Here is a 22,626-nt window from a genome sequence, read left to right as displayed (position 1 = left end):
GAGCATCTGACGCGACCAGGCCGTGACGCCACGACCCGGCCGGGAGTGAGCGACGCGGTTTCAACTTGCGGTCGCCGTGCCGCGTCTAAACCGGCGTGGAGACGCGAATCGGCGACTACGTGGTGGCCGGCCGGCTGGGTTCGGGTGGGCAGGGCGTGGTCTACGACGCCTACGATCCCGACGGCCGGCGGGTGGCGGTCAAGGTGCTGCATCCGGGGGAGAGCCATGACCGGCTGGCCAAGGAGGCCGCGGCGGCCAGGCGGGTGGCCTCGTTCTGCACGGCGAAGGTCCTGGCCGCCGATCTGACCGGCGGCCGGCCGTACATCGTCAGCGAGTACGTCCCGGGCCCGAGCCTGCGCCGCGCCGTGCGGGAGGGACGCACGTTCGGTGGCGACGACCTGCACCGGCTCGGTACGGCCGTCGCGACCGCGTTGACGTCGATCCACGACTGCGGCGTCGTGCACCGCGACCTGAAGCCGGACAACGTGCTGCTCGGCCCCGACGGGCCCCGGGTGATCGACTTCGGCATCGCCAGGACCGCGGACATGTCGCTCACCAGGAGCGGCGTGGTCTCGGGGACACCCGGTTACATGGCGCCGGAGGTGCTCACCGGGCAGCGGGCCGGGCCCGCGGCGGACGTCTTCGCGTGGGGCGCGGTCATGGTCTTCGCCGCCATCGGCGAGGATCCCTTCGGCGGCGAGAACGTGAGCGCCGTCATGCACCAGGTGCTGTCGGCGCAGCCGGACGTGAGCGGGCTGCCCGATCCGGTGCGGTCCCTGGTCAGGGCGGCTCTGGCGAAGGATCCGAAGGCCCGGCCCACGGCGCGCGACCTGCTGCTGGCCCTGGTGACCGGCGGCGCCGCGGACACCGCCGAGCTGCTGGCGGCCGGCCGGCGAGCCGCCGCGGGCGTCGTGGCGCCCGGCCACGACGACCCCTCGCTGGGGACTCTGGCCGAGGACGCCTACGCCGCCTTGGCGCCGCGGGAGCGCGAGCAGGCCGCCCAGATCTTCCTGCGGTTGGTGGCGCTGGGCGAGCGCGGGGCCACGGCCGACGAGCTCGGGCCGGAGGCCGGGCCGGTGCTGCGGGCGTTCCGCTACCTGGTGTCCACGGACGACGAGGTGGTCGTGCTGGCCCGGCCGGCGGTCGTGCGCGCCTGGCCGCGGCTGCGCGAATGGGTGCGGGCCGAACGCGAGGGGCTGGCCACGCTGGCCGAGATCAGCGCGGCCGCCCGTGACTGGGACGACCATGGGCGAAGGGACGGCGACCTGCTGCGTGGCAGCCGTCTGGAGCACGCTCTGACCTGGGCGGCGACGGGCCGTACGCATGCCACGCTGATCCCGCGCGAGCGGGACTTCCTGCAGGCGGCGACCGGCCTGACGCGGCGGCAGACCCATCGCCGGCGGGCGCTGACCGCCGCACTGGCCGCGCTGCTGGCCGTCGCGGTGGCCGCGGCCGGCACCGCGGTGTGGCAGGGGAGCCAGGCTCAAGACCAGCGCGACCTGGTGACCGGCCGGCAGGTCGCCGCCGAGGCCGCGCGGCTGCGCACGACGGATCCGGTCAAGGCCATGCTGCTGAACGCCGCCGGCTGGCGGTTGGCCCCCGGCGCCGGCACCAGGGCGGGGCTGGTGGAGGCGCTGCAGGCGCCGGAGCGGTCGGTGTTCCGGCTGCCGGCGGTCGCGGGGGTCAGCACCATCGCGGCCGGCGGCAACGGGCGGTTGATGGCCGGGGTCGGCGAGCAGGGCGTACACCTCTATGACGTGCCGACCGGCCGGATGGTCGCCTCCTGGTCCTGGCCGGCGGGCCAGGCGCTGACGCCCGCTGCGGCGGCGCTCAGCCCTGGCGGCCGGATCCTCGTCGTGGCGTCGAAGGAGAATCGGATCACCGCGTGGGACGTCCGGTCGGGCCGTAAGCTCGGCGAGCGGTCCCTGGGCGAGGGGGGTGAGCTTCCGCTGGTGCGTTTCGGCGACCACGAGTCGCTGGTGGCGCTGGGGCGGGGGACCAGCGTCCATACCCTGTGGGACCCCGTCGCCGGGCGGGCCCACAGCCTCATCTACCGCTCCGGCTTCGACCCCGCGACCTCCCCCAACGCTCCCGACGGCCCGCTCGTCTCCGCCGACGGCGCCTACTTCGCCGCCGTCCACGGGAACGAGGTGAGACTGGTGCGACTGCCCGGCATGACGGTCAGCGACCGCGTCCCCAGGAAATGCGGCTCGATGGCCACGTTCAGCCCGGACGGCGCCCGTCTGCTGTGCGCCTACGGCGACATCACCTCCTGGGACCTGGTGACCGGCCGGCGGACCAAGGGGCCGTACTGGCAGGCCTCCGGATTCGACGGCATGCATGGGGGCGGGCTCAGGTCGGCGGGAAAGACGACGGCGGGCTACAGCGGCGACACGATCACGGTCTGGGCGGGCAGGACGCGGGTGCTGGAGCACAAGATCGACGGGCAGCCGCAGGAGATGTGGCTGGACCCGGACGGCGCCACCCTGCGCTACCAGCGGGACGACACCATCGTCACGCTCGACCTGCGCTCCCGCCTTCGCGTGACGCGCCTGCCGCAGCCGCTCGGCCGGGCGAATCTCTACGAGGAACAGGTGCCGGGCCACCGCATGCGGGTGATCGCGGAGAACGGCACCCTGGCGGCGCGGGACACCGCGTCGGGCCGGAGGCTGTGGGCGTACTCGATCCCCACCGGCTGGACGGCTGCCTGGCGGACGTTCAGCCCCGACGGCGGACTCCACCTGGTGAGCCTGGAGGTGAACGACCCGCCCCATCACCGTGACCGGTTGGTGCAGGTGGACACGGCCACCGGCAAGGTGGTCGGCGACCGGATGCTCGACGCGGGGCTGGGCCGGTTCGTCCTGGCCGCGGACGGCACGACTCTGGTGTCGCCGACCGGCGTCATGCTCGACCTGCGGACCGGCGGGAAGATCGGCCAGGGGTTCACCGCCGGCGGCCTGTCGGCGGTGGCCGCCAGCCCGGCGGGACCGCTTATCGCGGTCAGCGGCAGCCAGGGCACCATCACGCTGTGGGACATCCGCCGGCGGATCCCGCTGTCTCCTCCGCTCCAGCAGACCGACGACGCGGGCACCGAGCACATCGCCTTCAGCCCCGACGGCGCCATGGTCGCCGCGTACGGCTCCGGGTTCGACGGAGGTGTCGTCGACGTATGGGACACCGCCACGATGACGCGCCTCGCCGCGGTGCCCGCCGACGGCCGTATCGTGGGGCACCTGATGTTCACCGCAGACGCCACCCTGCGGATGACGACCGACCGCACGGTGGTCGAGCTGCCGCTGGACGGTGACCGCCTGGCGCGGGCGGTGTGCCGGCGGGCCGGCCGCGACCTCACTCCCGCCGAGTGGGAGCTCCACCTGCCGGGGGTGCCCCAACGGCAGGTGTGCTGACGCGCGCCCTTGCGGCTCTCCGGCGGGACGGCCGGGAAAGGTGTCGTCCATCCATACCACGGCGTTATGGGCAAATTGGGAGGTATCACGTAGGTCGCTCGAAATGTCAATCTGAGTGCACCCCTGCCGGCGGGGGCTCGTCCACTCCACCCCCCTGAGGAGCAACGAGCGTGAACCCCAAGCTCAGGTTGGGCACTGCCGCCATACTCGCGTTAGCCCTGACCATCACCGCACTCGCAGGCGCCACAAGCGCGAGCGCCCAGGTGGCCGACCCGCCCTCACCCGCCGAGCGCGGCGCCGCGGTGGCGACCGCGCAGAGCGTCATCGCCTCCAGCCGGACGCAGCTCCTGGCCGCCGACCAGGACGCCTTCTCCCTGTCGTCGGCCATCGCCGGCGTCAACGGCATACAGCACCTCACCTACACCCGTACCTACGCCGGCCTGCCCGTCTTCGGCGGCGAGGTGGTGGTGGCGACCGACAAGTCCGGCAAGGCCGTCAGCACGATCGACACCGGCCAGCAGGCGATGATCACCCTGGACACCAAGCCGCGGATCGCCGCGCAGGCGGCGGCGGACACGGCCCGCAACGTGGCGCCCAAGGCCACCTCGATCAGCACGCCCGCTCTCGTGGTGCACGCCACCACGCCCACGCCACGGCTGGCGTGGGAGGTCGTGGCCGCCACCGACGACCAGTCCAGCATCGTGCACGTGTACGTGGACGCGCGTGACGGCCAGGTCATCGACCAGTGGGACCAGGTGGTCCACGGCACCGGCAACAGCTACTACAACGGCAACCCGGTCACCATCGACACCTCCCCGTCGTACGTGATGCGCGACCCCACGCGCACCGGCATCCAGTGCGGAGGCCAGAACGGCGCGGTGTACACCAAGTCGACCGACAGTTGGGGCAACGGCAGCGGCACGAACCTGGAGACGGCCTGCGTCGACGCGCTCTTCGCCGCCCAGCGCCAGTGGAACATGCTCCGCGACTGGCTCGGCCGCAACGGCGTCAACGGCTCCGGCCGCGGCTACCCCGCCAGGGTCGGGCTGAACCAGGCCAACGCCTTCTGGAACGGGTCGTACGCCTCCTTCGGCCGCAACTCCGCCGGCACCCAGCAGGCCGTGTCGATGGACGTCGTCGGGCACGAGTTCGGCCACGGCATCTTCCAGTTCTCCGGCGGCAGCGGTGGCGGCGGCAACGAGTCCGGCGGCCTGAACGAGTCGACGGGTGACATCTTCGGCGCGCTGACCGAGGCGTACGTCAACGAGCCGGCCAGCCTCGACCCGCCCGACTACCTGGTCGGCGAGGAGGTCAACCTGTCGGGCCGCGGCGCGATCAGGAACATGTACAACCCGTCGGCGCTGGGTCACCCGAACTGCTACAGCTCCTCCATCCCGGGCACCGAGGTGCACGCGGCGGCCGGACCGCAGAACCACTGGTTCTACCTGCTGGCCGAGGGCACGAACCCGAGCGGAAAGCCGGCCAGCAGCCGGTGCGACGGCGGCGCGGCCATCACCGGCGTCGGCATCCGCAAGGCGGGCCAGATCTTCATGACCGGCCTGAACATGAAGACGGCGCCGTGGACGCACGTCAAGGCACGCGTGGCCACGCTGCGGGCGGCCAGGACGCTGTACACCGGCTGTGTCGAGTTCAACGTCATCAAGGCGGCCTGGAGCGGGGTGAACGTCCCCGCGCAGAGCGGTGAGCCGACCTGTCCCTGAGCACGATGGCGGCCCTGTTCAGCGCGGATCGTCCGTCATCCGCCTGAGCAGGGCGCAGCGATCCCCGGACTCCTCGGCCAGGTGCGCATCGCCGAAGCTCTGGCAATGTTTCGGTCGCTTTGGGTTTGTTTCGCACCTTTCGCGGCATTTTGATTGTCGTCAGCACACGGCTGAGCATGGGGGAGAGCGCCCAGGGGGACGGATGAATCCTGCATGTGCCAGGAAGATGATCAGATCCATGGCGGCGCTCACCATGGCCGCCGCGTCGATGGGAGCCGCGCCGACGACCGGCGCCCGGGCCACCACGACACGAGCCGCGTCCGCTCCCATGAACGAGCCGCTGCCGTGCCCATCGCCCGGCGGGTCCAAGCCGACCGTCGTCCTGGTCCACGGAGCCTGGGCCGACACGTCGAGCTGGAGCGGAGAGGTGGACGCCCTGCGCCGGGCAGGCTACGTCGCCCGCGCCATCGCCAACCCCCTCCAGGGCCTCGGCACCGACGCCGCGGCCGTCGCCGACTTCCTGAGAACCCTGCCCGGCCCGATCGTGCTCGTCGGCCACTCCTACGGGGGCTCGGTGATCACGAACGCCGCCGCGGGCGTCCCGCAGGTCAAGGCCCTGGTGTACGTCGATGCCGCCGCGCCGGACGTGGGGGAGGCCACCGGCAAGCTCAGCGGGACGAACTCCGCCCTCAACGCGAACCCGGACACCCTCTACGACAAGGTGGCCCAGCCGGGCGCACCTCGGGGAGTGGCCGGCCTGTACCTCAAACGGGACACCTTCGTCGGCTCCTTCGCCACGGACCTGCCACGGGAGACCGCCCTGCGCCTGTGGGCGATCCAGCGAGCGGCCTCGACCAGCGCCTTCACGACTCCGTCGGCGGCCGCGGCATGGAAGTCCATCCCGTCGTGGTACTTCGTCAGCACCGGCGACCGGATCATCACCCCGGCCTCGAAGCTGGCCATGGCCCGCCGGGCGCACGCCAAGATCACCCGGTTCGAGGGCGGATCCCACCTCACCCTGATCTCGCACCCGGACGCGGTGACATCGGTGATCGGATCCGCCATCTGCTCGGCTCGCTAGTCGCCGCCCACATCCGCACGGCCGGCGGCCGTCATGCCCGGCGACATACCGGCGTCATACCGGCGGCCTCTAGATTCGTGGACTTCCGATCACGGACGAGCCCGAAGGAATGAAATGCCCCGTCTCGTGCACATGGTGGTGGCCGCCGTGCTGCTGTCGATGCTTCCCGGGCTGCCGGCCGCAGCCGCGACACCAGGAGTGGTGGGGACTTCGGGCAACCTGATCCGGGAGGAGCGGCCACGGGCCGACGGGATCAGGCACATCGACTCGGCGGCGATGGTCGCCGCGCTGAAGGCGCTCAACGCGAACACCTACGTCTATCCGATGGCCGGCGACGACGTGCACTGGGTCGACCTGCGCGAGGAGTTCCTGCCGGCCGCGGCAGCGGCCGGGATCGACGTGTGGGTGCTGGTCTACTCGCCGAGCCAGGCGTCGTGCTGCGTCTCCCGGCCCTACCGGCACGACTATGTGGCGTGGTCGCGCGAGATCGCCACGCTGTCGAAGGCCCATCCCCACCTGAAGGGCTGGACCGTCGACGACTACGCCTACGACCTCGAGACGTTCACGCCGAGTCATCTCCAGCAGATGCGGTCGACGGCCAAGGCGATCAACCCGGCGCTGAAGTTCGTCCCCACCGTCTACTACAACCAGTTCACCGACGCCTTCGTCACCGGGCAAGCCCCGCTCCTGGACGGCGTGATCTTCCCCTATCGGGACGAACCGCACCGGGGCACGGCCTGGACATGGAGTGTGTCCTCCCAGGTCAAGCAGCTCGCCCAGCGGATGCCCGGCACGGAGGTCTACCTGATGCCGTACGCCCACCCGCTCAGCCACTCCGCCCAGAAGCCGACCGTCCACTACGTCGAGACGGTCACCAGGACGGCGCTGCAGCACGTCCGGTCGGGCGAACTCGCCGGCGTGATCCAGTACAAGCTGCCCTACCTGTCCCGCGACGCCAACTGGACCCGCCCCGCGAGCGACAACCGGGCGCGCACCGGCGACGGCCGGCTCAGCTTCGTCGTCCAGGCCAAGACCGTCACCAAGGCCGGAATGTGGTGCGGCGCCTCGCGCACGGTCAAGCCGGTATCCGGCGCGACCCGGCGTACCGTCGGCTTCTGGCACCGCGACGACCGCGGCGCGGAGAGCCCGGCCGGTTACCACGTCAAGCAGCTCCTGCTCAACGGCAAGGTGGTCTGGCAGCAGGACGTCACCGCCGACGCCAAGGACGTGTGGAGCAGGGTCACCGTCGACCTGACCACGCGTCTGGTGGGGGCGACGAGCGCGACGCTCCAATGGCGGCTCTACGAGCGCAAGGGCGTCACCAACTACTTCGTCGACGCCGGCGTGGACGACATCACGCTGACCGGCCTGCAGATGAGCGGCCCCGGCGTGGAGGACGCCGCCGCCTGGACCCCCGGCCTGTCCCGCCAGGGCGGCCCCGTCTACTGCTCCGCCCAGGTCTACCACCACGACTACGGCGCCGCCCTCGGCGCGCGCCTCACCTCCCTGTACGCCGCCACCCCATGACCACCCGGCCCGGGCCGACGACCTTCAAGCGCCCGCACGGTTCGCAGGTCTCCCGGGCATGGTCTGAGCGATGGTCCACCGTGGGGCGGCCTATTGACAGCGCGATCGGATCCCTGGGTGCGATGACCGATGACGCGTGCGTCATTCAGCGATCGAGCGTGGCGAGCGCGCGGCGGGTCACGTCGGGTGGGGCTGCCGTGATGACCCTGTCGAGTGCGCCCAGGGACGTCTGCAGGTCGGTGATCGACTGTGTGATCCTTTCCCGCTCCCGGTGGAGATCGGCGACAAGGTCGGAGCATGTGGGGATCAGCCGGTCACCGTCATCGCGTAGGCAGGGCAGGATCGTGGCGATGGTGGAGGTGTTCAGGCCGGCGGCCAAGAGGCTGCGGATGCGGCGGACGGTGTCGATGTCTTCGTCCCTGTACTCCCGGTAGCCGCTGGGGCGCCGCTCGGGGTGAAGCAGGCCCTGCTCCTCGTAGTAGCGCAGCAGGCGCTCGTGTACGCCGGTCCGTCGTGACAGGTCACCGATGCGCATGGTGCCTCCTTCGTGTGCCGTGGGCAATCGTCGCACGACTTGACTCTCACATCCATGTGAGACTTTAGCGTCCTCGCTATGGGAAAGACCTTCGCGACGCTCGCCGCCCTGTGTGTGAGCGTCTTCGTCGTCGGAACGTCGGAATATCTGATCTCCGGGCTGCTGCCCCAGGTGGGCGCGGACCTGCGGGTGTCCGTGGGCACGGCCGGGCAGGCCGTCACCGTCTACGCCCTGGGGGTCGTGGTCGGTGGGCCCCTGGTGGCCGTACTGACCGCCAAGGTGCCCCGTAAAGGGCTGGCGCTCGGTCTGATGCTGCTGTTCGCGGCGGGCAGTGCGATCAGCGCGCTGGCTCCCTCGTACGAGTTGCTGCTGGTAGGACGTCTGGTCTCGTCCTTCAGCCACGCCGCCTTCCTGGCCCTGGCGCTGGTGATGGCGACCAGCGTGGTGCCACCGCACAAGACGGGGACGGCGATCTCCGCGGTCGCCTCCGGCTTCACCGTGGCGACCCTGCTGGGCGTGCCCTTGGGCGCGCTGCTGGGGGAGAGCGCCGGATGGCGCGCCCCGTTCGCCGTCCTGACCGCGCTGGCGCTTGCGGGCGTCGTGCTGCTCGCAGTCGTCCTGCCCCGGCGGCCGGCCCCGGCCACGCGGCTGCGGGACGAAGTCCGCGTGGTGACCCGCCGTCCGGTCCTGCTGGCCATCGCCACCACCGCGGTCGGGTTCTCCGGTGTCGCCACGGTGTTCACCTACGTCGCCCCGCTGCTGACGCGCGTGTCGGGCTTCTCCTCCGCGGCGGTCTCCGGGCTGCTGCTCGCCTACGGAGCGGGCAGCTTCTTCGGCAACCTCCTGGCCGGCCGGCTCACCGACAGGTCCATGAGCGCCACCGTGCGCGGTGTCTTCGGCGGGCTGGCCGGTGTGCTCGCGCTCATTCCGTTCGCCGCCGTCTGGCAGCCCTCCGCGGTCGCGGCGATCTTGGTGCTCGGCCTGCTCGCCACCGCCACCATCGCGCCGCTGCAGGGGCTGATCCTGCGCCACGCCGGCGACGCCCCCACGCTGGCCGTCGCCGCCAACGTCGGCGCCTTCAACCTCGGCGCCGCCACCGGCTCGGCCATCGGCGGCGTCATCGTCTCGGCAGGCGCCCTGCGCTGGAGCGGCCTGGCCGGCGCGGTGCTGAGCCTGGCGGGCCTGGCCCTGACCTACCTCGTCCTGCCCCGGACGCGTACGACAGCGCGGTCGGCCGAAGACGACGTCCCGGCTCTTTCTTGAACGGGCGATCCAGATAAGGTAGCGTGAGCGCGTGGCAAGGACCCGGGAATTCGACACCGAAGCGGCGGTGGGCCGCGCGATGGAGCTGTTCTGGACGCGCGGATATGAGGGAACCTCGGTGCGCGACCTCACCCAGCACCTCGGAATAGGGCAAGGGTCCCTGTACGCCGCGTTCGGTGACAAGGACGGCCTCTACCGGGCCGCGCTCGAGCACTACCGCACCACCTTCGCGGCAGCCGCCCTGCGCACCCTCGACGAGGGGGCGGACGCCCGGTCGGCGATCCGCACGATGCTGGTCGAGCGGGTCAGGATCGCCGTCGAGCGCGGCGGCCGGGGCTGCCTGCTGGTCAACGCCGCCTGCGAGCGCCTGCCGGAGGACCCCGCGACCGGCCGCATCGTGCGTGACGTGCTGGCCGCCAACAAAGACGCGCTCGCCGACGTGCTCCGCGTGGCGGTGGAGCGCGGCGAGGTCTCACCTCGGCACGCCCCGCACACTCTCGCCGCCTTCCTCGTCACCTTCCTCAACGGCCTGCTCGTCTCCTCGAAGATCACGCCGGACGCCGGCGCGCTCGAACCCCTTGTGGAGGTCGCCCTGGTCGCCCTCGACTGATTTTTCACGCGCAAAATCTGTATCAAGCGATCCACAATCGCGGATCGCAACCATCGAACGAGAGAGCCCATGACCTCCTCGAAGACCACGACCATGCCCCCTCTGGGCGGCTCCCGATGGAACACCTTCCCTGCCCGGGGCGCCATGACCGCCCGCGAGTTCTTCGCCGGCACGGAGCCGCTGCTGCAGGGCATCATCGATGACAACACCCTGCGGAGCGCCGACGGCGAGGTCCTGGAGGCCCAGATCCGCGCGACGCTGGGCCTCGGCACCCGTGAGACCTCCCTGCCGCTGGCCGCCGGCCCCGACAGCGCCCCGGCCGCCCGCGAACTGGGCGCGCAGGCCGAAGCGATCGGCAAGGAGATCGCCGCCTGGGCGACCGCGGCCCTGGACCGGCTGCTCACCCACCGGATCCCCCTTCCCGCCGGTCCGCTGGTCGTCCGCAGCCACTGTTACGGCCACCTGCTCACCCCGCCCGCGGCCGACCTGCTCCGCGGCCGTCGTGGGGGACCCGTCACGATGCAGCTCTACAACGAGTGGCTGCACCAGATGGTCCTGCTGCGCGACGCGCTCCTGCCCTTCACCAACTGGCAGGACGTCCCGCTCCTGGTCACCCCGTCCGGGTTGCGGCACACCGAGCCGGCCCGCGACGGATTCCTCACCGAACTCCTGGTCCGCCAGATCCGGCACACCGGCGTCGTGGACTTCGCCCGCCACGTCATCACCGGCGCCTCCGGACCCGACGGCTACGGTTTCGACGCGGACGGTGGCACCGTCCTGCCCGCCGTCCTCGACACTCCACCCCTGATCGCGCCCCGATACCTGCTGACGTGGCGTGCCGCCCCCGCGGCCGGCGAAACCGCCACCTACGTGGTCGAGGCGCGGGACTACTACGCCGCTCCCCGAACCCGCGTCGAGGACCTGCCGCCCGTCACCGGAACATCGGACCCGATCGACGGACGAATCGTCACCGGCCCGGTCGCGGACGGCACCCGCACCGCCCGCATCGAGGTGACCCACGACGGCGGCACCGCGGACGTCGACCTCGGCCAGGCCCTGCGCGGCCACCGCTTCGCCCACCACGAAGCGACCACGACCGCCACGGACCCCACGGACCCCACGGACGCCGGTGGCTCGCGCGCCGCCGACCTGTGGGCCGCGCTGCGCGCACCCGGGCTGGTGTGGACACAGGGCGGCGCCGTCTCCCTGGACGCCACCGGTCGGCAGGACCTGGTCGTGCTGGCGCTGCTCGGCCGGCTCTACCCGGACAACGTCATCCTGCGCCCCGCCTGCTCGAAGACCACGGGCGCCTACCCACCGAACCACGTCGTCATCGACATCACACGCTGAAAGGCCGAGGGAAGCATTGATCTTCGACCGGGCAAGGCGCCGGCCACGACCGGCCGGGCGTGGTCAGGAGGTTCCCCGCGACCGTCTTTCACGGTTGGCGCCGAGCCGTTCCAGGAGCAGGCCTTCTCGCGTGGACCATGGGCAGATCTGCGCCTCGGTCGCCTGGCACGCCTCCATGAGGGCCTCGGCGATCACGGCTCCGGCCAGGGATTGCCCGGCCCGGTGAGGGCTGATGCCGGGCAGCTCGCCACGCTGCTCGACGTCGGTGCGGGCGAGCAGCCGGGCGGCCCTGCTCACCGATGGCAGCGTGAGGGAGGCGGGGGCGCGCGTGGGCTGTTCGAGGGTGGCGGCGAGCTGCGCGAGCTGGGTGAACGTCTTGGACGACGCGATCACCTGGGTGCCTGGCAGGGCGACCGGCAAGGGGGCCCGGTCCTGCAGCGCCTCGCGCACATGCCGGCGTACGGCCTGGAGCTTTTCCTTCTTGGGCAGCGCGCCGCCGGACAGCAGCGCACGCGTCACCGTCCGGGCGCCCAAGGGCAGGGAACGCACCTGTGCGGGTTCCGCGCCCTCCCCGTAGGCGATCTCCACGGTCCCGCCGCCGATGTCCAGCACCAGCAACGGGCCCGATACGCCGCCCAGCCAGCAGCGAGCGGCGATGTAGGCCAGCCGCGCCTCCTCGCGCCCCGGTAAGAGCCGTAACCTGACGCCGGTGGTGTCGGCCACGCGGCCGATGACCTCGTCGCGATTGGCGGCATCGCGGATGACCGAGGTCGCGAACGCGAACATCGCCGGCTCGCGATGCCCAGGACCCGAAAGGCTGGCCACCGCGCGCTGCACGCTGCGGATCCCGCGCCGGCTCATCCGCCCGTCCAGGGTGAGCGTCTCCTGTAAGGCCAGCCGGACCTTGCCGTCGCGCGACATGACCCATCGGCTCCGGGCCTGGCGGTCCTTGGGCTCGCGCCGCCGTGCCACCATCAACAGCGCGCTGTGGCAGCCCACATCCAGTACCGCTGCTTGCCGCATGCAGATCGTCTCCCCTTGTCCACCCGAGCCCCGTCACGGCCCTACCCAACGTGCCGTGACGAGACATAGATCATCCCTTGTGATCACCGGTGCATGAAACACGTGAGCGTCATGCTGGTGGTACCCGGTCCGCCGAGTGCCGTGACCCCGGCGCCGTCTTCTATGTTCAGGCCCTAAATTCCGATCGGGAAAGTCTTGATTTGCGATGGAGATCGCTCTTACAGTCGGGATAACAACCTATTCGTACGACTTGTTGGCCATGTGAGGTGTGTTGTCCTGTCTGTGCTGCCCCGTTGAGCGGCCGCACATCGGTCTCCTCTGTCGCTGATCACGCTCTGACGTAGCGCCTCGATCCACACCCCCTCACCCACCCCCACCTCGCGTGCCCTCCCAGGCATGCCTCCTTTCGGAGCCTTCCTCATCGTGAAGAGATTCTCTTTCTCCCTGCAGTTGCTGCTGGGCCTGGTCGTGGGAGTCGCCCTCGGCTTCGCCGCCCGCGTCTGGGACCTCGCCTGGCTGGCGTCGACTCTCACCGAAGTCGGAGCGATCTTCGTCCAGTTGCTCAAGCTGGCGGTGCCGCCGCTGGTGTTCGCCGCCGTCGTGGTCAGCGTCGCCAACCTCCGCAACGTCAACGGCGCCGCCAGGCTGGCGGGCAAGACGTTGTTCTGGTTCCTGGCCACCGCGCTGATCGCCGTCATCGTCGGCATCGGCCTCGGCCTGATCATCAACCCCGGCCAGGGCGTCACCCTGAGCACGGCGGGCGCGAAGGCGCCCGAGCACGTCGGATCCTGGGTCGACTTCCTCACCGGCATCATCCCGACGAACATCGTCACGGCGTTCACCGAACTCAACGTCCTCCAGATCGTCTTCCTGGCGGTCGTCCTCGGCGCGGCGGCCATCACGATCGGCGAGAAGGCCGAGCCGTTCCTCAACGTCAGCCGCTCGATCCTCGACCTGGTCCAGAAGGCGCTGTGGTGGGTCATCCGCCTGGCCCCCATCGGGACCGCCGGCCTGATCGGCAAGTCGGTCGCCACGTACGGGTGGGATCTGCTCGCGCCGCTGGCCACGTTCAGCCTGGGTGTCTACATCGGCTGCTTCATCGTCCTGCTGGCCGTCTACCCGGCGCTGCTCGCGCTGGTCGGCAAGGTCAACCCGATCACGTTCCTCCGCAACGCCTGGCCCGCGATCGAGCTGGCGTTCGTCTCCCGCTCCTCGGTCGGCACGCTGCCGCTGACCCAGAAGGTCACGATCGAGCGCCTCGGAGTCGACCGCGACTACGCCTCCTTCGCCGTGCCGTTCGGCGCGACCACCAAGATGGACGGCTGCGCCTCGATCTACCCGGCACTGGCGGCGATCTTCGTGGCCCAGGTGTTCAACGTCCCGCTGGGCGTCGGGGAGTACCTGCTCATCGCGTTCGTCTCCGTGGTCGGCTCGGCCGCGACGGCCGGTCTGACCGGCGCGACCGTCATGCTCACCCTGACGCTGAGCACGCTGGGCCTGCCGCTCGAAGGCGTCGGCCTGCTGCTGGCCATCGACCCGATCCTCGACATGATCAGGACCACCACCAACGTCGCGGGACAGATCGTGGTGCCGGTCCTCGTCGCCCGCGGCGAGGGACGGATCGACGAGGCGGTGCTCAACGCCTCCCCACAGCCGCTCGACGAGGCTCCGGTGAGCGCGCCGCGCCCCTCCGGCGCACCGGCGATCGCCTGACCTCCTCACCCGGATGAGCAGACGGGGCGGCCGGCGCACGGGCCGCCCCGTCTCCTGTGCGCTCACATCCGAGAGCCCACCGCCCAGGTCGCCGGGCCGGCTACCTGGTCACGCACGGCCCCAGAGCCGCCAGGTCTGGTTGCGTGGGCTCGATTGTCCTGCCGGATTGCAGGTCCATTGGTGAACGGGAGCCCGCGGAGCGGTGGAGATCGCGCTGACGTCGACGCATTTGCCGCTGTGGCGGGCGACGAGTTGGTGGTCGCGGGGATCGCTGCCCGCATAGGTGACCCTGCGGAGGACGAACTGCTGGTTCTGCGCTCCACCGATGCAGCCCCACTGGTGCACCGGGGCTCCGTCGGCGCCGGAGACCGCACTCACGTCCAGGCATTTCCCGCTCTGCTGGTTGACCAGGGTGTAGGTGTCGGCCGTACCGGCCACCGGGCGGAAGTCCCACATCTGCTGGGCGCCGCCCTCGCAGAGGAACTGCTGCTGGACGTTGCCGTCCGCGCCGCCGAGGTCGGTGTTGTCCAGGCACTGCTGGGAGTGCTGGGCGACGGCGACCGAAGAGAAGCCGGTCTCCGAGGGCGGCAGCAGGGTGATGGTGAACGTGTCATCGGCGTTGGTGTGAGGCAGGTTCAGCGTGGTGGCGTCGCCGGACAGCGTCACGACCGAATTCTGGACGGTGATCGGCCCCTGCACGGCGCCACCCCCGTTGTACGGGATGAGCTGGACGAGCGCGCGGACCTGGTTGTTCTGCGCGATGCCGCTGGTGGCGTCGAGGCGCCGGAGATGCACGGCGATGTTCCCGGTCGTGCCGCCTCCGCCCACCAGCACCTTGGCCGTACCCGGCGTCTTCGTGGCGAAGGCGTCGTACGACACGCTGGGGGTGACGGCGACGGTCTGGCCGGTCTGCGAGGCGTAGAAGCGGTAGAGCCACCATTCGCCCTTGGGCAGGTGCCGGCCCGACCCATCGCGCAGGAGCAGGCCGGCGAGATTGTCATGAAGACCCGAGCCGCCCGCCCAGTTCGCGCGCAGGCCGTCGGCGCTCGCCCGCTCCAGCCGGGCGACGTACCACGCCCCGTCTCCGGGGTTCTGCTCCTGGGGCGCGCCGTATTCGTTGATCTGGTACGGCCGCGGGTGCGGGATGCCGCGAGAGCCGAGCGTCGTATCCGCCGCGGCCACGTTCGCGACCGGGTCTCCCGGCAGGGAGTGCCAGCTGACGATGTCGGGGACGACGTTGTTGGCCCGGACGAAATCGAGGTACTGGTTCCACCAGGCGTACGTTGCCGAGGGCACGCAGGCGCAGCTCGGGCCGACGATCAACTGGCTCGGAAACGCGGCGCGGATACGCTGGTGGCTGCGACGCCACAGTTCGAAATACTGCGCCTGGGGCCGGTTCCAGAACATGGCCAGGTTCGGCTCGTTCCAGATGTCCCACTGCACGGTGATCCCGGCCGCCCGTACGTCGTTGATGACCCGCGTGAGAAAGGCGTCGTAGTCGGACCAGTCGCCGCCGTCGCCGGGGAAGCGCGCGATCGACGAGCCGTCCGCGCCCCACAGGTCGTGGGGGAGCAGGATGAACCGGCCGCCGAGCGCGATCGTCCGGCGGGCCTGGGCCAGCGTCGCGTTCCACCTGCGGCCGTAGGTGCCCGCCACCCAGCCGCCGGGTGAGCGCGCCACCGGCGCGCATGAAGCGGAATTTCACGTCACGGTAGAAGTGGTCCGCCGGTCCGGAGGCGTCCTCCGTCATACCGTAGATCCAGCCGGACGCGCGGTGTGCCGGGGCGCCGCCGGCGGCGGCGAAATCCACGCTGATGGCCTCGTCGGCGGCCTGCGCGGGCACTGCCATGGGCACTGCCAGGGCCGGGACGACGGCGGCGGCGATGAGCATCACCACCAGGAACCGGGCGACGGAGGCCAGATGTCGGCTCGGGGGTCGTTGCGTTGCCGTGAGCACGGGTTGCTCCTCTGGGAGTGGGGGTGAGGTGCGCGGCATGTGCGTGTGGCCGGCCATGGCGCCGGACGGAGTGACGATTCCGACCGGCCCACGGCGGCGGCCTGGCTACTTCGCGATCGGTGTCACCGAGATCTTGTCGATGATCGGCGCGTAGGAGGATCGCAGCAGGACGTCGGGGAAGGTGTCGGAGATGTAGCTGACACCGTCGAAGTTCGGCAGTTCCTGGGAGGTGAAGGTGAGGGTGTTGGCTCCCTGCCTGAACTGGACGGGAATGGTCAGTTCCCAGAAGTTGCCGGCGTGGAAGGAGTGCGGGAACCATGCGCGCCGAGGCCGGGCGCCGTTGATGGAGATCTCGGCGTGGCGGGCCAGCGGGTCGGGGTTGTAGTGGGAGGCGGGGGACTGCTCGGGGTTGGAGTAGCGGACGGTCAGGGCATGTACGCCGCTCTTCGGGGCGGTGACGTCGAAGGTGAGGGCGCTGCCGTTTCCAGGGGCGCCGCCGACGTCGGCGACGGCTTTGCCGCCGCTGGCCAGCGGGTGGGCGGTGACCTTGGCGGTGCCGGCGACGCGGGCCGATTCGGCTTCGTACCAGGTGGGCTTGAGGCCGCCGTCGGTGTCGGCGACGGTGAGGCGGTCCAGGCGGAGCCTGCCGGACCGGCCGGACAGGGTGATCTTGTTGACTCCGCCGGACAGGAAGGCCCTGATCTTGGTGTCGGCGTGGACGCCGGTGAGCCGCTGGCCGTTGACATCGAGCCAGGCCCGGCCGCCGCCGAGGGTGTCGAGGGTGAGGGTCGATTCACCGTCGTCCGGAGAGTAGACCCAGAAGGTGGCGGTCTGGTTCTTGCCGATCTCCGTGTGGCCGGAGACCTTCTTGTGGGTGTAGCCGGTGCTCGCGCCCTTGAGGGTGGCGTATTCGGCCTCGTAGATCGTCTCGGACGCCGCCGGATTGGCGAGGGAGAGGTCGATCTTGTCGATGAGGGCGTCGCCCTTGGTGGCGCGGGCCCCGTCGAGGCTCCTGGCGGCCAGGGTGAGGGTGTGCTCGCCCTGGGTCAGCCGGACCCTGGCGTCGGTGTGGTCCCATGCCAGCCAGCGGTAGCCGAGGGGGAGGCGGAGCTCCTGCTCGGCCCTGCCGTCGACGCGGAGGAAGACGTTGGTCGGGCCCTGCTCCTTGACGGCGTCGGCGGTGTTCAGGGAGTTGGCGAAAACCGACAGGTCGTAGGTGCCGTCCTTCGGGACCGAGACCTTGAAGTCCAGGGTGACCTCGGAGCCGGTGTGGAAGCCGCCGATGTTGTGGCCGCCGGAGGTGTAGTACTGGCCGACGTTGGACGGCGAGCCCTGCGGCCCTTCGCGGCGGTAGGTGCCGCCGGTGTGGGCGGCGTCCTCGGCCTCGTACGACGCCTGCCAGAGCTTGGTCGGTTTGGCCGGCTTGGCCGGTGCTGTCGCGTTGCGGCCGGGGGTGAGGATGATCTGGTACGCGGAGGACTCCTTCAGCCGGGGCAGCGTCCGGCCGAAGTCGAAGGCCACCGAACCGTTCCTCACCCGCAGGTCGAGCTCGGCGACGACGTCCGGCTGAGCGGAGTCGCCGATCTGGCCGGTCCACGGGATCTCCTGGATCAGCGCGTGCACGGTGCCGCCGAACAGCTTGGCGTCCACGTCGCCGAACCGGATGCCGGCCTTGCCGGACGTGCCGCCGAACAGGGCGCGCGCCTGCGCCTTGGCCTTGTCGAGCGTCGCCACGCCCTGGAGGGTGTAGCTGACGCCGGGCCGCGGGGGAACGACCTTGACGGTGTTGCCGGTCATCTGGCCGTAGGCGTTGAGCAGCCACCACTGGCCGTTGCCCCGGTTGGCCTGCACGGCCGAGTCGGACAGGTTGCCGTCGATGTTCCAGTAGGCGATGTCGGCGTCGACCTTCGACTCCTCGATGGCCGAGGCCCACTGGATCATCTGGCCGGGCACCGAGGTGTGGTAGTTGTGCGCGTACTCGTTGAGGCTGATCGGCAGCCGCCTGTCGCCGAGGACGGCGCGCTCCCACTCCCGGTACTTGGCGACATTGGTGCGTATGCCGGCGGGGTCGCCCAGCTCGTGCCAGGTGATCACCTCGGGGAGGGTGCCCGCCTCGCGCGTGTGCCGCAGGAAGTCACGCACCTTGTCGTACAGGGCGCTGGAGTTGGGGCCGGCGATCCTGGCCTTCGGCAGCTTGCCCTTGATCAGGGCGTTGACCTCATCCCAGGCATTGAAGTAGTGCTGCGGGTCGCTGAGCCAGTTGATGCCGTTGTAGCTCCACTGCCCACTGCCGAACATGTTGCCCTCGGGCTCGTTGAACGGCACGAAGACGATGTTGTCCTGGTATTTCGGGTCGAGTTTGCGGACCTGGTCGACCTGGTCGGCGATCTTGCCCTTGAAGTCGGCGATCCGTTCCTCGGGCGTGCTGCCCGGCCACTGGTAGGGGAAGCCGCGGTAGATGTCGGTCATGTAGATGTACACGTCGCCGCCGGTGGTGTCGGCCAGCGGCTTGACCACCTCCAGGGCGTCGGCGCCGGGATGTTGCGGGCCGTCCTGCGCCTTGGTCGAGACCGTGCGAAGGTTCATGCCTTCGAGCAGGTTGCCGGTGGGCAGCCCTTCGCCGTAGACGCCGTACAGGGTGCCGGAGGCGCCGCCGTGGAAGGCGCCGGTCTCGGTGCCGAGGTCGATGGTGAGGTCGTTCGCGATGACCTGCACCGTGGCCTCGACGGCGGTGTCGTTCGCGGTGCCCTTGACGGTGAACCGGCCGGGCTCGGCGTATTGCGCGGGATCGACGGCCTGCCAGGTGATGGGGACGCCGCGGCGGATGCCGTCGGTGAAGCCGGCGTCGGCGCTCTTCGGCAGGTCCGGCGTGACCTCGGCGTAGGTCGTCACCTCGAAGGAGGTCCGCTCGATCCTCGTCATCGTGGCCAGGTGGTCGCCGGCCAGGCCGGCGACCTGCGCGGCGTCCATGGCGGCGTCGTACACGCGGAAGTCGTCCAGCTCGCCGTCCAGGAACGGGTGCCCGCCCCAGAACGGCTTGCCGAGGAAGCCGGAGGTGGTGTTGCCGTCGGAGTGCATGACCGCGGCCAGGTCGACCTCCGCCGTGCTGGTGCCGATGACGGCGCCGTTGGCGTAGTAGGTGAGGGCCTCGCCGTCGATCGTGGTGACGAGATTGACCCACTGCCCGGCCGGCAGTTTCTGCGCGCCGGGCACGCCCACCTCGGTGTTGCCGTTGACCGGCTTGATGGATGAGCGGGTGGTCGCGTCGCCGGCGTAGGAGGGGGTGACGAAGGTGGCGGTCGCGGCGTTCTTGCCGAGGTTGTAGACCCATTGGAAGTCGGGGCCGCCCGACCACTTCAGCCAGGTCGAGATCGTCATGGCGTGGCGGTCGCGGAACAGGCCGTTCGGGATCGTCACGTACGGGGCGGTGGTGGCGCCGCTCGCTCCGCCGGGCAGGGACAACGCCCGGGTGCCGTCGGCGCCTTCGGCGGAGGTGGCCGCCCCGGGGTTGGCGAGGGTGCCGTCCAGACCGGAGGAGGAGCGGTCGGCGATGGTGCCGCCTGAGAGGTCTCCTTCGAAGTCGTAGTGCAGGATGAGGTTCGGGCCTGCTGCCCGCGCGGCTCCGAGTGCCGGTAAGGCGGCCATCGGGATGGTGGCCAGCGCGAGCGCGGCGGCGAGGAGGGTGCGCGGCACGTGCATGCGTGCCCGCAGGGACAAGGGTTCGGCCATGCGTCTTCCCCTTCGGGGAATACGGGGAGTTCCAGTCGAATCGATTCGCCGAATCGATTCGACTGGACCATAAACAGCTTCGGCCGTACCGGTCAAGTGCCGGAAATCTGCCTGAAACGGCGCGGCCACACGTCCGTCGCGCATGGCGATGGCCCCGGGGGAGTGCCCGGAGCGGCCGGGGTCGCCCGCCGTCGAAGGGCTGACGTGCGCGGCCGGGCCGCCGTCCCGGCCGGCCGTCAGTCTCGTGCGGCCGTCAGTCTCGTGCCCGGCCTGGGCCCGTCGTGGCCCGCAGCGAGATCGGCGGGGCGAGCAGCAGGTGACGGTGCGGGGTCGTGGCCTCGGCGATGCGCTGGATGAGCAGCTCGACGGCGCGGGCGCCCATCTCGCTGGCGGGCACGTCGGCGGCGGTGAGCGGCGGGTGCAGATTCTCGGCCCAGTGCTGCGCGGCGACGCCGATGACGGAGAAGTCGCGGGGGACGGTCAGGCCGAGGTCGGCCAGCGCGCGGTACATGCCCGGCACCGCCGCCTCGTTGATCGTGGCGACGGCCGTCAGCTCCGGGTGCTCGGCCAGGAGTTGCCGAAGGCAGGTCTGGCCGGCCTGGGCGTCGTCGCCGCAGCAGGCCCGCACGCCGCGCAGGTCTCGTTCGGCGATGGCGCGATCGAAACCGGCCTGTGCGCGATGCCCCGGGCCGTAACCGGCGGCGACCAGCTCGACGTTGCGGTTGACCAGCGCCACATGCCGATGGCCGAGGTCGGCCAGATGCTGGACGCACCTGGCGATGAGGGTCTCATAGTCGACGTCCACCCACGACATGTCCTCGGGCCGGCCGGTGCGGCCGATGCCGACGAACGGCAGCCCGCTCTGGAGCAGCCGGGTGACCCTTTCGTCCTCCAGCCGTATCTCCATGAGGATGACGCCGTCCACGCGCCGGCCCGTGACGACGCGCTCGAAGGAGCGGTCGTGTTCGCCGCCCGAGGGCGACAGCAGGACGTCGAGGTCGGCGCGGGCGGCGGCGTCGACCACGCTGGCCACGAAGCCGAGCTGCATGTCGGTGAGCTGCTTGCCGGCGGGCGGTATGACCAGGCCGATCGTACGGGTGCGGCCCTCCTTCAGTGCCCGGGCGGATGCGTTGGGCCGGTAACCCAGCTCATCGATGACCGTCTGGATGCGGCGCTTGGTCTGCTCCGATACCGGGCGCTTGCCGGTCAGCGCGTACGAGACGGTGCTGCGTGAGACGCCCGCCCTCCTGGCGATCTCTCCGATGTTCACCCGAGCTCCTTCGTTCCGCCGTCGGCGACCATCGTAGGTCGAACCGGTTCATGCGATGCACCCGCCGGCGTCCGAGGGCGGGAACGTGCCGCCTGCCGCAAGTCCACCGGCAACATCGCGGAAACCTTGCCGCGCCGCCCATTGACTGTCGTGACGAGACGGCCCTATGTTCAGTCGAACCGATTCGGCGAATCGATTCGACTCGGGGTTCGAACGGCCGCCACCTGCCCTGCACCGGAGGTCAGCGCAAATGAGATCAGCGGAAAGAAGCCGGCGTGCGGCCGGCGCGAGCCTGGCGGTCCTGGCCGCCGTGAGCGGGCTGGCCGCCTGCTCGTCCGATGGCGGCGGCGACGGCGGCGGGGTCACGGGGTCGAGCCAGGCCGCCGGGGGCGGGACCTACACGATCTGGGACCCGTACCCCCAGTACGACAAGAGCTCGGAGTGGGTGAGGCTGCTCGAGAAGTGCGGCACCGACGCCGGGGTGAAGGTGGAGCGGACGGCTTACGACACCACGGATCTGACGAACAAGGCGCTGCTGGCGGCTCAGCAGGGCAACTCGCCGGACGTGCTCATCGTGGACAACCCGGTGATATCGACGCTCGCCGAGGCCGGGGTGCTGACGACGACCGAGGAGAACAGGCTCGACGTGTCGGCGATCGCGCCGAACCTGCTGGCCGCCGGACAAAGCGGAGGCAAGACGTACGGGATCCCGATCGGCGCCAACACCCTGGCCCTGTACTACAACGAGGACGTCCTCAAGGCGGCGGGCGTGGACATCGCCTCGGTGAAGGACTGGGCGTCGCTGACGGCGGCGCTCGCGAAGGTGAAGGCGTCGGGCAAGAAGGGCATCACGTTCTCGGCGATCGGCACGGAGGAGGGCAGTTTCCAGTTCCTGCCCTGGTTCTGGGGCTCGGGCGCGAGCCTGACCAAGCTCGACTCCGCCGAGGGCGTCGCGGCCGTGGCGCTGTGGGCCGCCTGGCTGAAGCAGGGCTACGCCCCCAACTCGGTCATCAACAACACCCAGACCACGAGCTGGCAGGAGTTCGCCGGCGGCGACTACGCCTTCGCGGAGAACGGCACGTGGCAGCTCGCCAACGCCAAGAAGGCGGGCTTCGACTACGGCATCATCCCCATCCCCGGCAAGGACGGCGGCACCGCGCCCGCGCCCACGGGCGGCGAGTTCGTCAGTGCCCCCGTGCAGGCCGACACCGGCCGCTACGCCACCTCACAGAAGCTGATGACCTGCCTGACCAGCGCGGACAACTCGCTCACCACCACGACCACCCTCTCCTACATCGCGCCCACCGAGGCGGTACAGGCCAAGCAGACGGCGGCCACGCCCGATCTGCGGGTGTGGGTGGACGCGGTCAAGGCGGCCAAGGGCCGCACCAGCGACGACCTCGGCACGAAGTATCCGAAGATCTCCGAGCCGATGTGGGG

Annotated in this window: 14 protein-coding genes; 9 read left to right on the top strand and 5 right to left on the bottom strand. The window is 70.7% G+C overall.

All coding sequences use genetic code 11. The annotated features are described in order from the left end of the window. Positions 1-95 precede the first annotated feature (95 nt). From AB0I15_RS40900 to AB0I15_RS40885, 4 genes are all read left to right on the top strand, one after another. On the top strand, positions 96-3,407 hold the full coding sequence (locus tag AB0I15_RS40900) for a WD40 repeat domain-containing serine/threonine protein kinase (RefSeq protein ID WP_358108438.1): 3,312 nt from the start codon (positions 96-98) through the stop codon (positions 3,405-3,407). Between the two features lie 170 nt (positions 3,408-3,577). Next, positions 3,578-5,128: a M4 family metallopeptidase gene (locus tag AB0I15_RS40895; protein WP_358108435.1), complete on the top strand. Its 1,551-nt coding sequence runs from the start codon at positions 3,578-3,580 to the stop codon at positions 5,126-5,128. 238 nt (positions 5,129-5,366) lie between these two features. Further along, complete coding sequence (locus AB0I15_RS40890; RefSeq protein WP_358108432.1) at positions 5,367-6,209, top strand: alpha/beta hydrolase; 843 nt, start codon at positions 5,367-5,369, stop codon at positions 6,207-6,209. A 114-nt stretch (positions 6,210-6,323) separates the two neighbouring features. Then, a complete protein-coding gene (locus AB0I15_RS40885; RefSeq protein WP_358108429.1) occupies positions 6,324-7,736 on the top strand; it encodes a hypothetical protein in 1,413 nt (470 codons plus the stop codon). 145 nt (positions 7,737-7,881) lie between these two features. Here AB0I15_RS40885 and AB0I15_RS40880 read toward each other — a convergent pair whose 3' ends face one another. After that, positions 7,882-8,271 carry a MerR family transcriptional regulator gene (locus AB0I15_RS40880; RefSeq protein WP_358108427.1) on the bottom strand — a complete coding sequence of 130 codons (390 nt, stop codon included), beginning with the start codon at positions 8,269-8,271 and terminating at the stop codon, positions 7,882-7,884. A gap of 78 nt (positions 8,272-8,349) precedes the next feature. On the opposite strand from AB0I15_RS40880, the gene AB0I15_RS40875 reads away from it, so the two are divergent. The 3 genes from AB0I15_RS40875 (at position 8,350) to AB0I15_RS40865 (ending at position 11,494) form a co-directional block, all read left to right on the top strand. Continuing rightward, positions 8,350-9,534: an MFS transporter gene (locus AB0I15_RS40875; protein ID WP_358108424.1), complete on the top strand. Its 1,185-nt coding sequence runs from the start codon at positions 8,350-8,352 to the stop codon at positions 9,532-9,534. A 31-nt stretch (positions 9,535-9,565) separates the two neighbouring features. Continuing rightward, positions 9,566-10,144, top strand: coding sequence for a TetR/AcrR family transcriptional regulator (locus AB0I15_RS40870; protein ID WP_358108421.1), 579 nt, complete (start codon positions 9,566-9,568; stop codon positions 10,142-10,144). A 69-nt stretch (positions 10,145-10,213) separates the two neighbouring features. After that, positions 10,214-11,494, top strand: coding sequence for a hypothetical protein (locus tag AB0I15_RS40865; protein WP_358108418.1), 1,281 nt, complete (start codon positions 10,214-10,216; stop codon positions 11,492-11,494). A gap of 63 nt (positions 11,495-11,557) precedes the next feature. Here AB0I15_RS40865 and AB0I15_RS40860 read toward each other — a convergent pair whose 3' ends face one another. Beyond that, a complete protein-coding gene (locus tag AB0I15_RS40860; RefSeq protein ID WP_358108415.1) occupies positions 11,558-12,517 on the bottom strand; it encodes an exopolyphosphatase in 960 nt (319 codons plus the stop codon). Between the two features lie 423 nt (positions 12,518-12,940). Here AB0I15_RS40860 and AB0I15_RS40855 point away from each other — a divergent pair, with 423 nt between their 5' ends. Continuing rightward, on the top strand, positions 12,941-14,230 hold the full coding sequence (locus AB0I15_RS40855; protein ID WP_358108412.1) for a dicarboxylate/amino acid:cation symporter: 1,290 nt from the start codon (positions 12,941-12,943) through the stop codon (positions 14,228-14,230). Positions 14,231-14,338: 108 nt separating this feature from the next. Here the strand turns inward: AB0I15_RS40855 and AB0I15_RS40850 are convergent, their stop codons facing one another. The 3 genes from AB0I15_RS40850 to AB0I15_RS40840 all read right to left on the bottom strand — a co-directional run bounded on the left by AB0I15_RS40850 (position 14,339) and on the right by AB0I15_RS40840 (position 21,186). Beyond that, positions 14,339-15,910, bottom strand: coding sequence for an RICIN domain-containing protein (locus tag AB0I15_RS40850; protein WP_358108409.1), 1,572 nt, complete (start codon positions 15,908-15,910; stop codon positions 14,339-14,341). 382 nt (positions 15,911-16,292) lie between these two features. Then, on the bottom strand, positions 16,293-19,916 hold the full coding sequence (locus AB0I15_RS40845; RefSeq protein WP_358108406.1) for a LamG-like jellyroll fold domain-containing protein: 3,624 nt from the start codon (positions 19,914-19,916) through the stop codon (positions 16,293-16,295). A gap of 253 nt (positions 19,917-20,169) precedes the next feature. After that, positions 20,170-21,186, bottom strand: a complete 1,017-nt coding sequence (locus AB0I15_RS40840) for a LacI family DNA-binding transcriptional regulator (protein WP_358108403.1) — start codon at positions 21,184-21,186, stop codon at positions 20,170-20,172. 250 nt (positions 21,187-21,436) lie between these two features. Here AB0I15_RS40840 and AB0I15_RS40835 point away from each other — a divergent pair. Then, positions 21,437-22,626 (top strand): ABC transporter substrate-binding protein (locus tag AB0I15_RS40835; RefSeq protein WP_358108400.1); only part of this gene is annotated, 1,190 nt, incomplete at its 3' end.

The sequence above is a fragment of the Nonomuraea sp. NPDC050643 genome, from assembly GCF_040654715.1.
Taxonomy (GTDB): Bacteria; Actinomycetota; Actinomycetes; order Streptosporangiales; family Streptosporangiaceae; genus Nonomuraea.
The sequence above is the reverse complement of the archived record's forward strand: the minus strand, read 5'-3'. Positions and strand labels throughout refer to the sequence as shown.

Excerpts from the sequence above, each read along its gene's own strand:
- AB0I15_RS40860 (WP_358108415.1), bottom strand. The coding sequence starts at position 12,517 with ATGCGGCAAGCAGCGGTACTGGATGTGGGCTGCCACAGCGCGCTGTTG.
- AB0I15_RS40880 (WP_358108427.1), bottom strand. The coding sequence starts at position 8,271 with ATGCGCATCGGTGACCTGTCACGACGGACCGGCGTACACGAGCGCCTG.
- AB0I15_RS40890 (WP_358108432.1), top strand. The coding sequence starts at position 5,367 with ATGGCGGCGCTCACCATGGCCGCCGCGTCGATGGGAGCCGCGCCGACG.
- AB0I15_RS40865 (WP_358108418.1), top strand. The coding sequence starts at position 10,214 with ATGACCTCCTCGAAGACCACGACCATGCCCCCTCTGGGCGGCTCCCGA.
- AB0I15_RS40885 (WP_358108429.1), top strand. The coding sequence starts at position 6,324 with ATGCCCCGTCTCGTGCACATGGTGGTGGCCGCCGTGCTGCTGTCGATG.
- AB0I15_RS40845 (WP_358108406.1), bottom strand. The coding sequence starts at position 19,916 with ATGGCCGAACCCTTGTCCCTGCGGGCACGCATGCACGTGCCGCGCACC.
- AB0I15_RS40875 (WP_358108424.1), top strand. The coding sequence starts at position 8,350 with ATGGGAAAGACCTTCGCGACGCTCGCCGCCCTGTGTGTGAGCGTCTTC.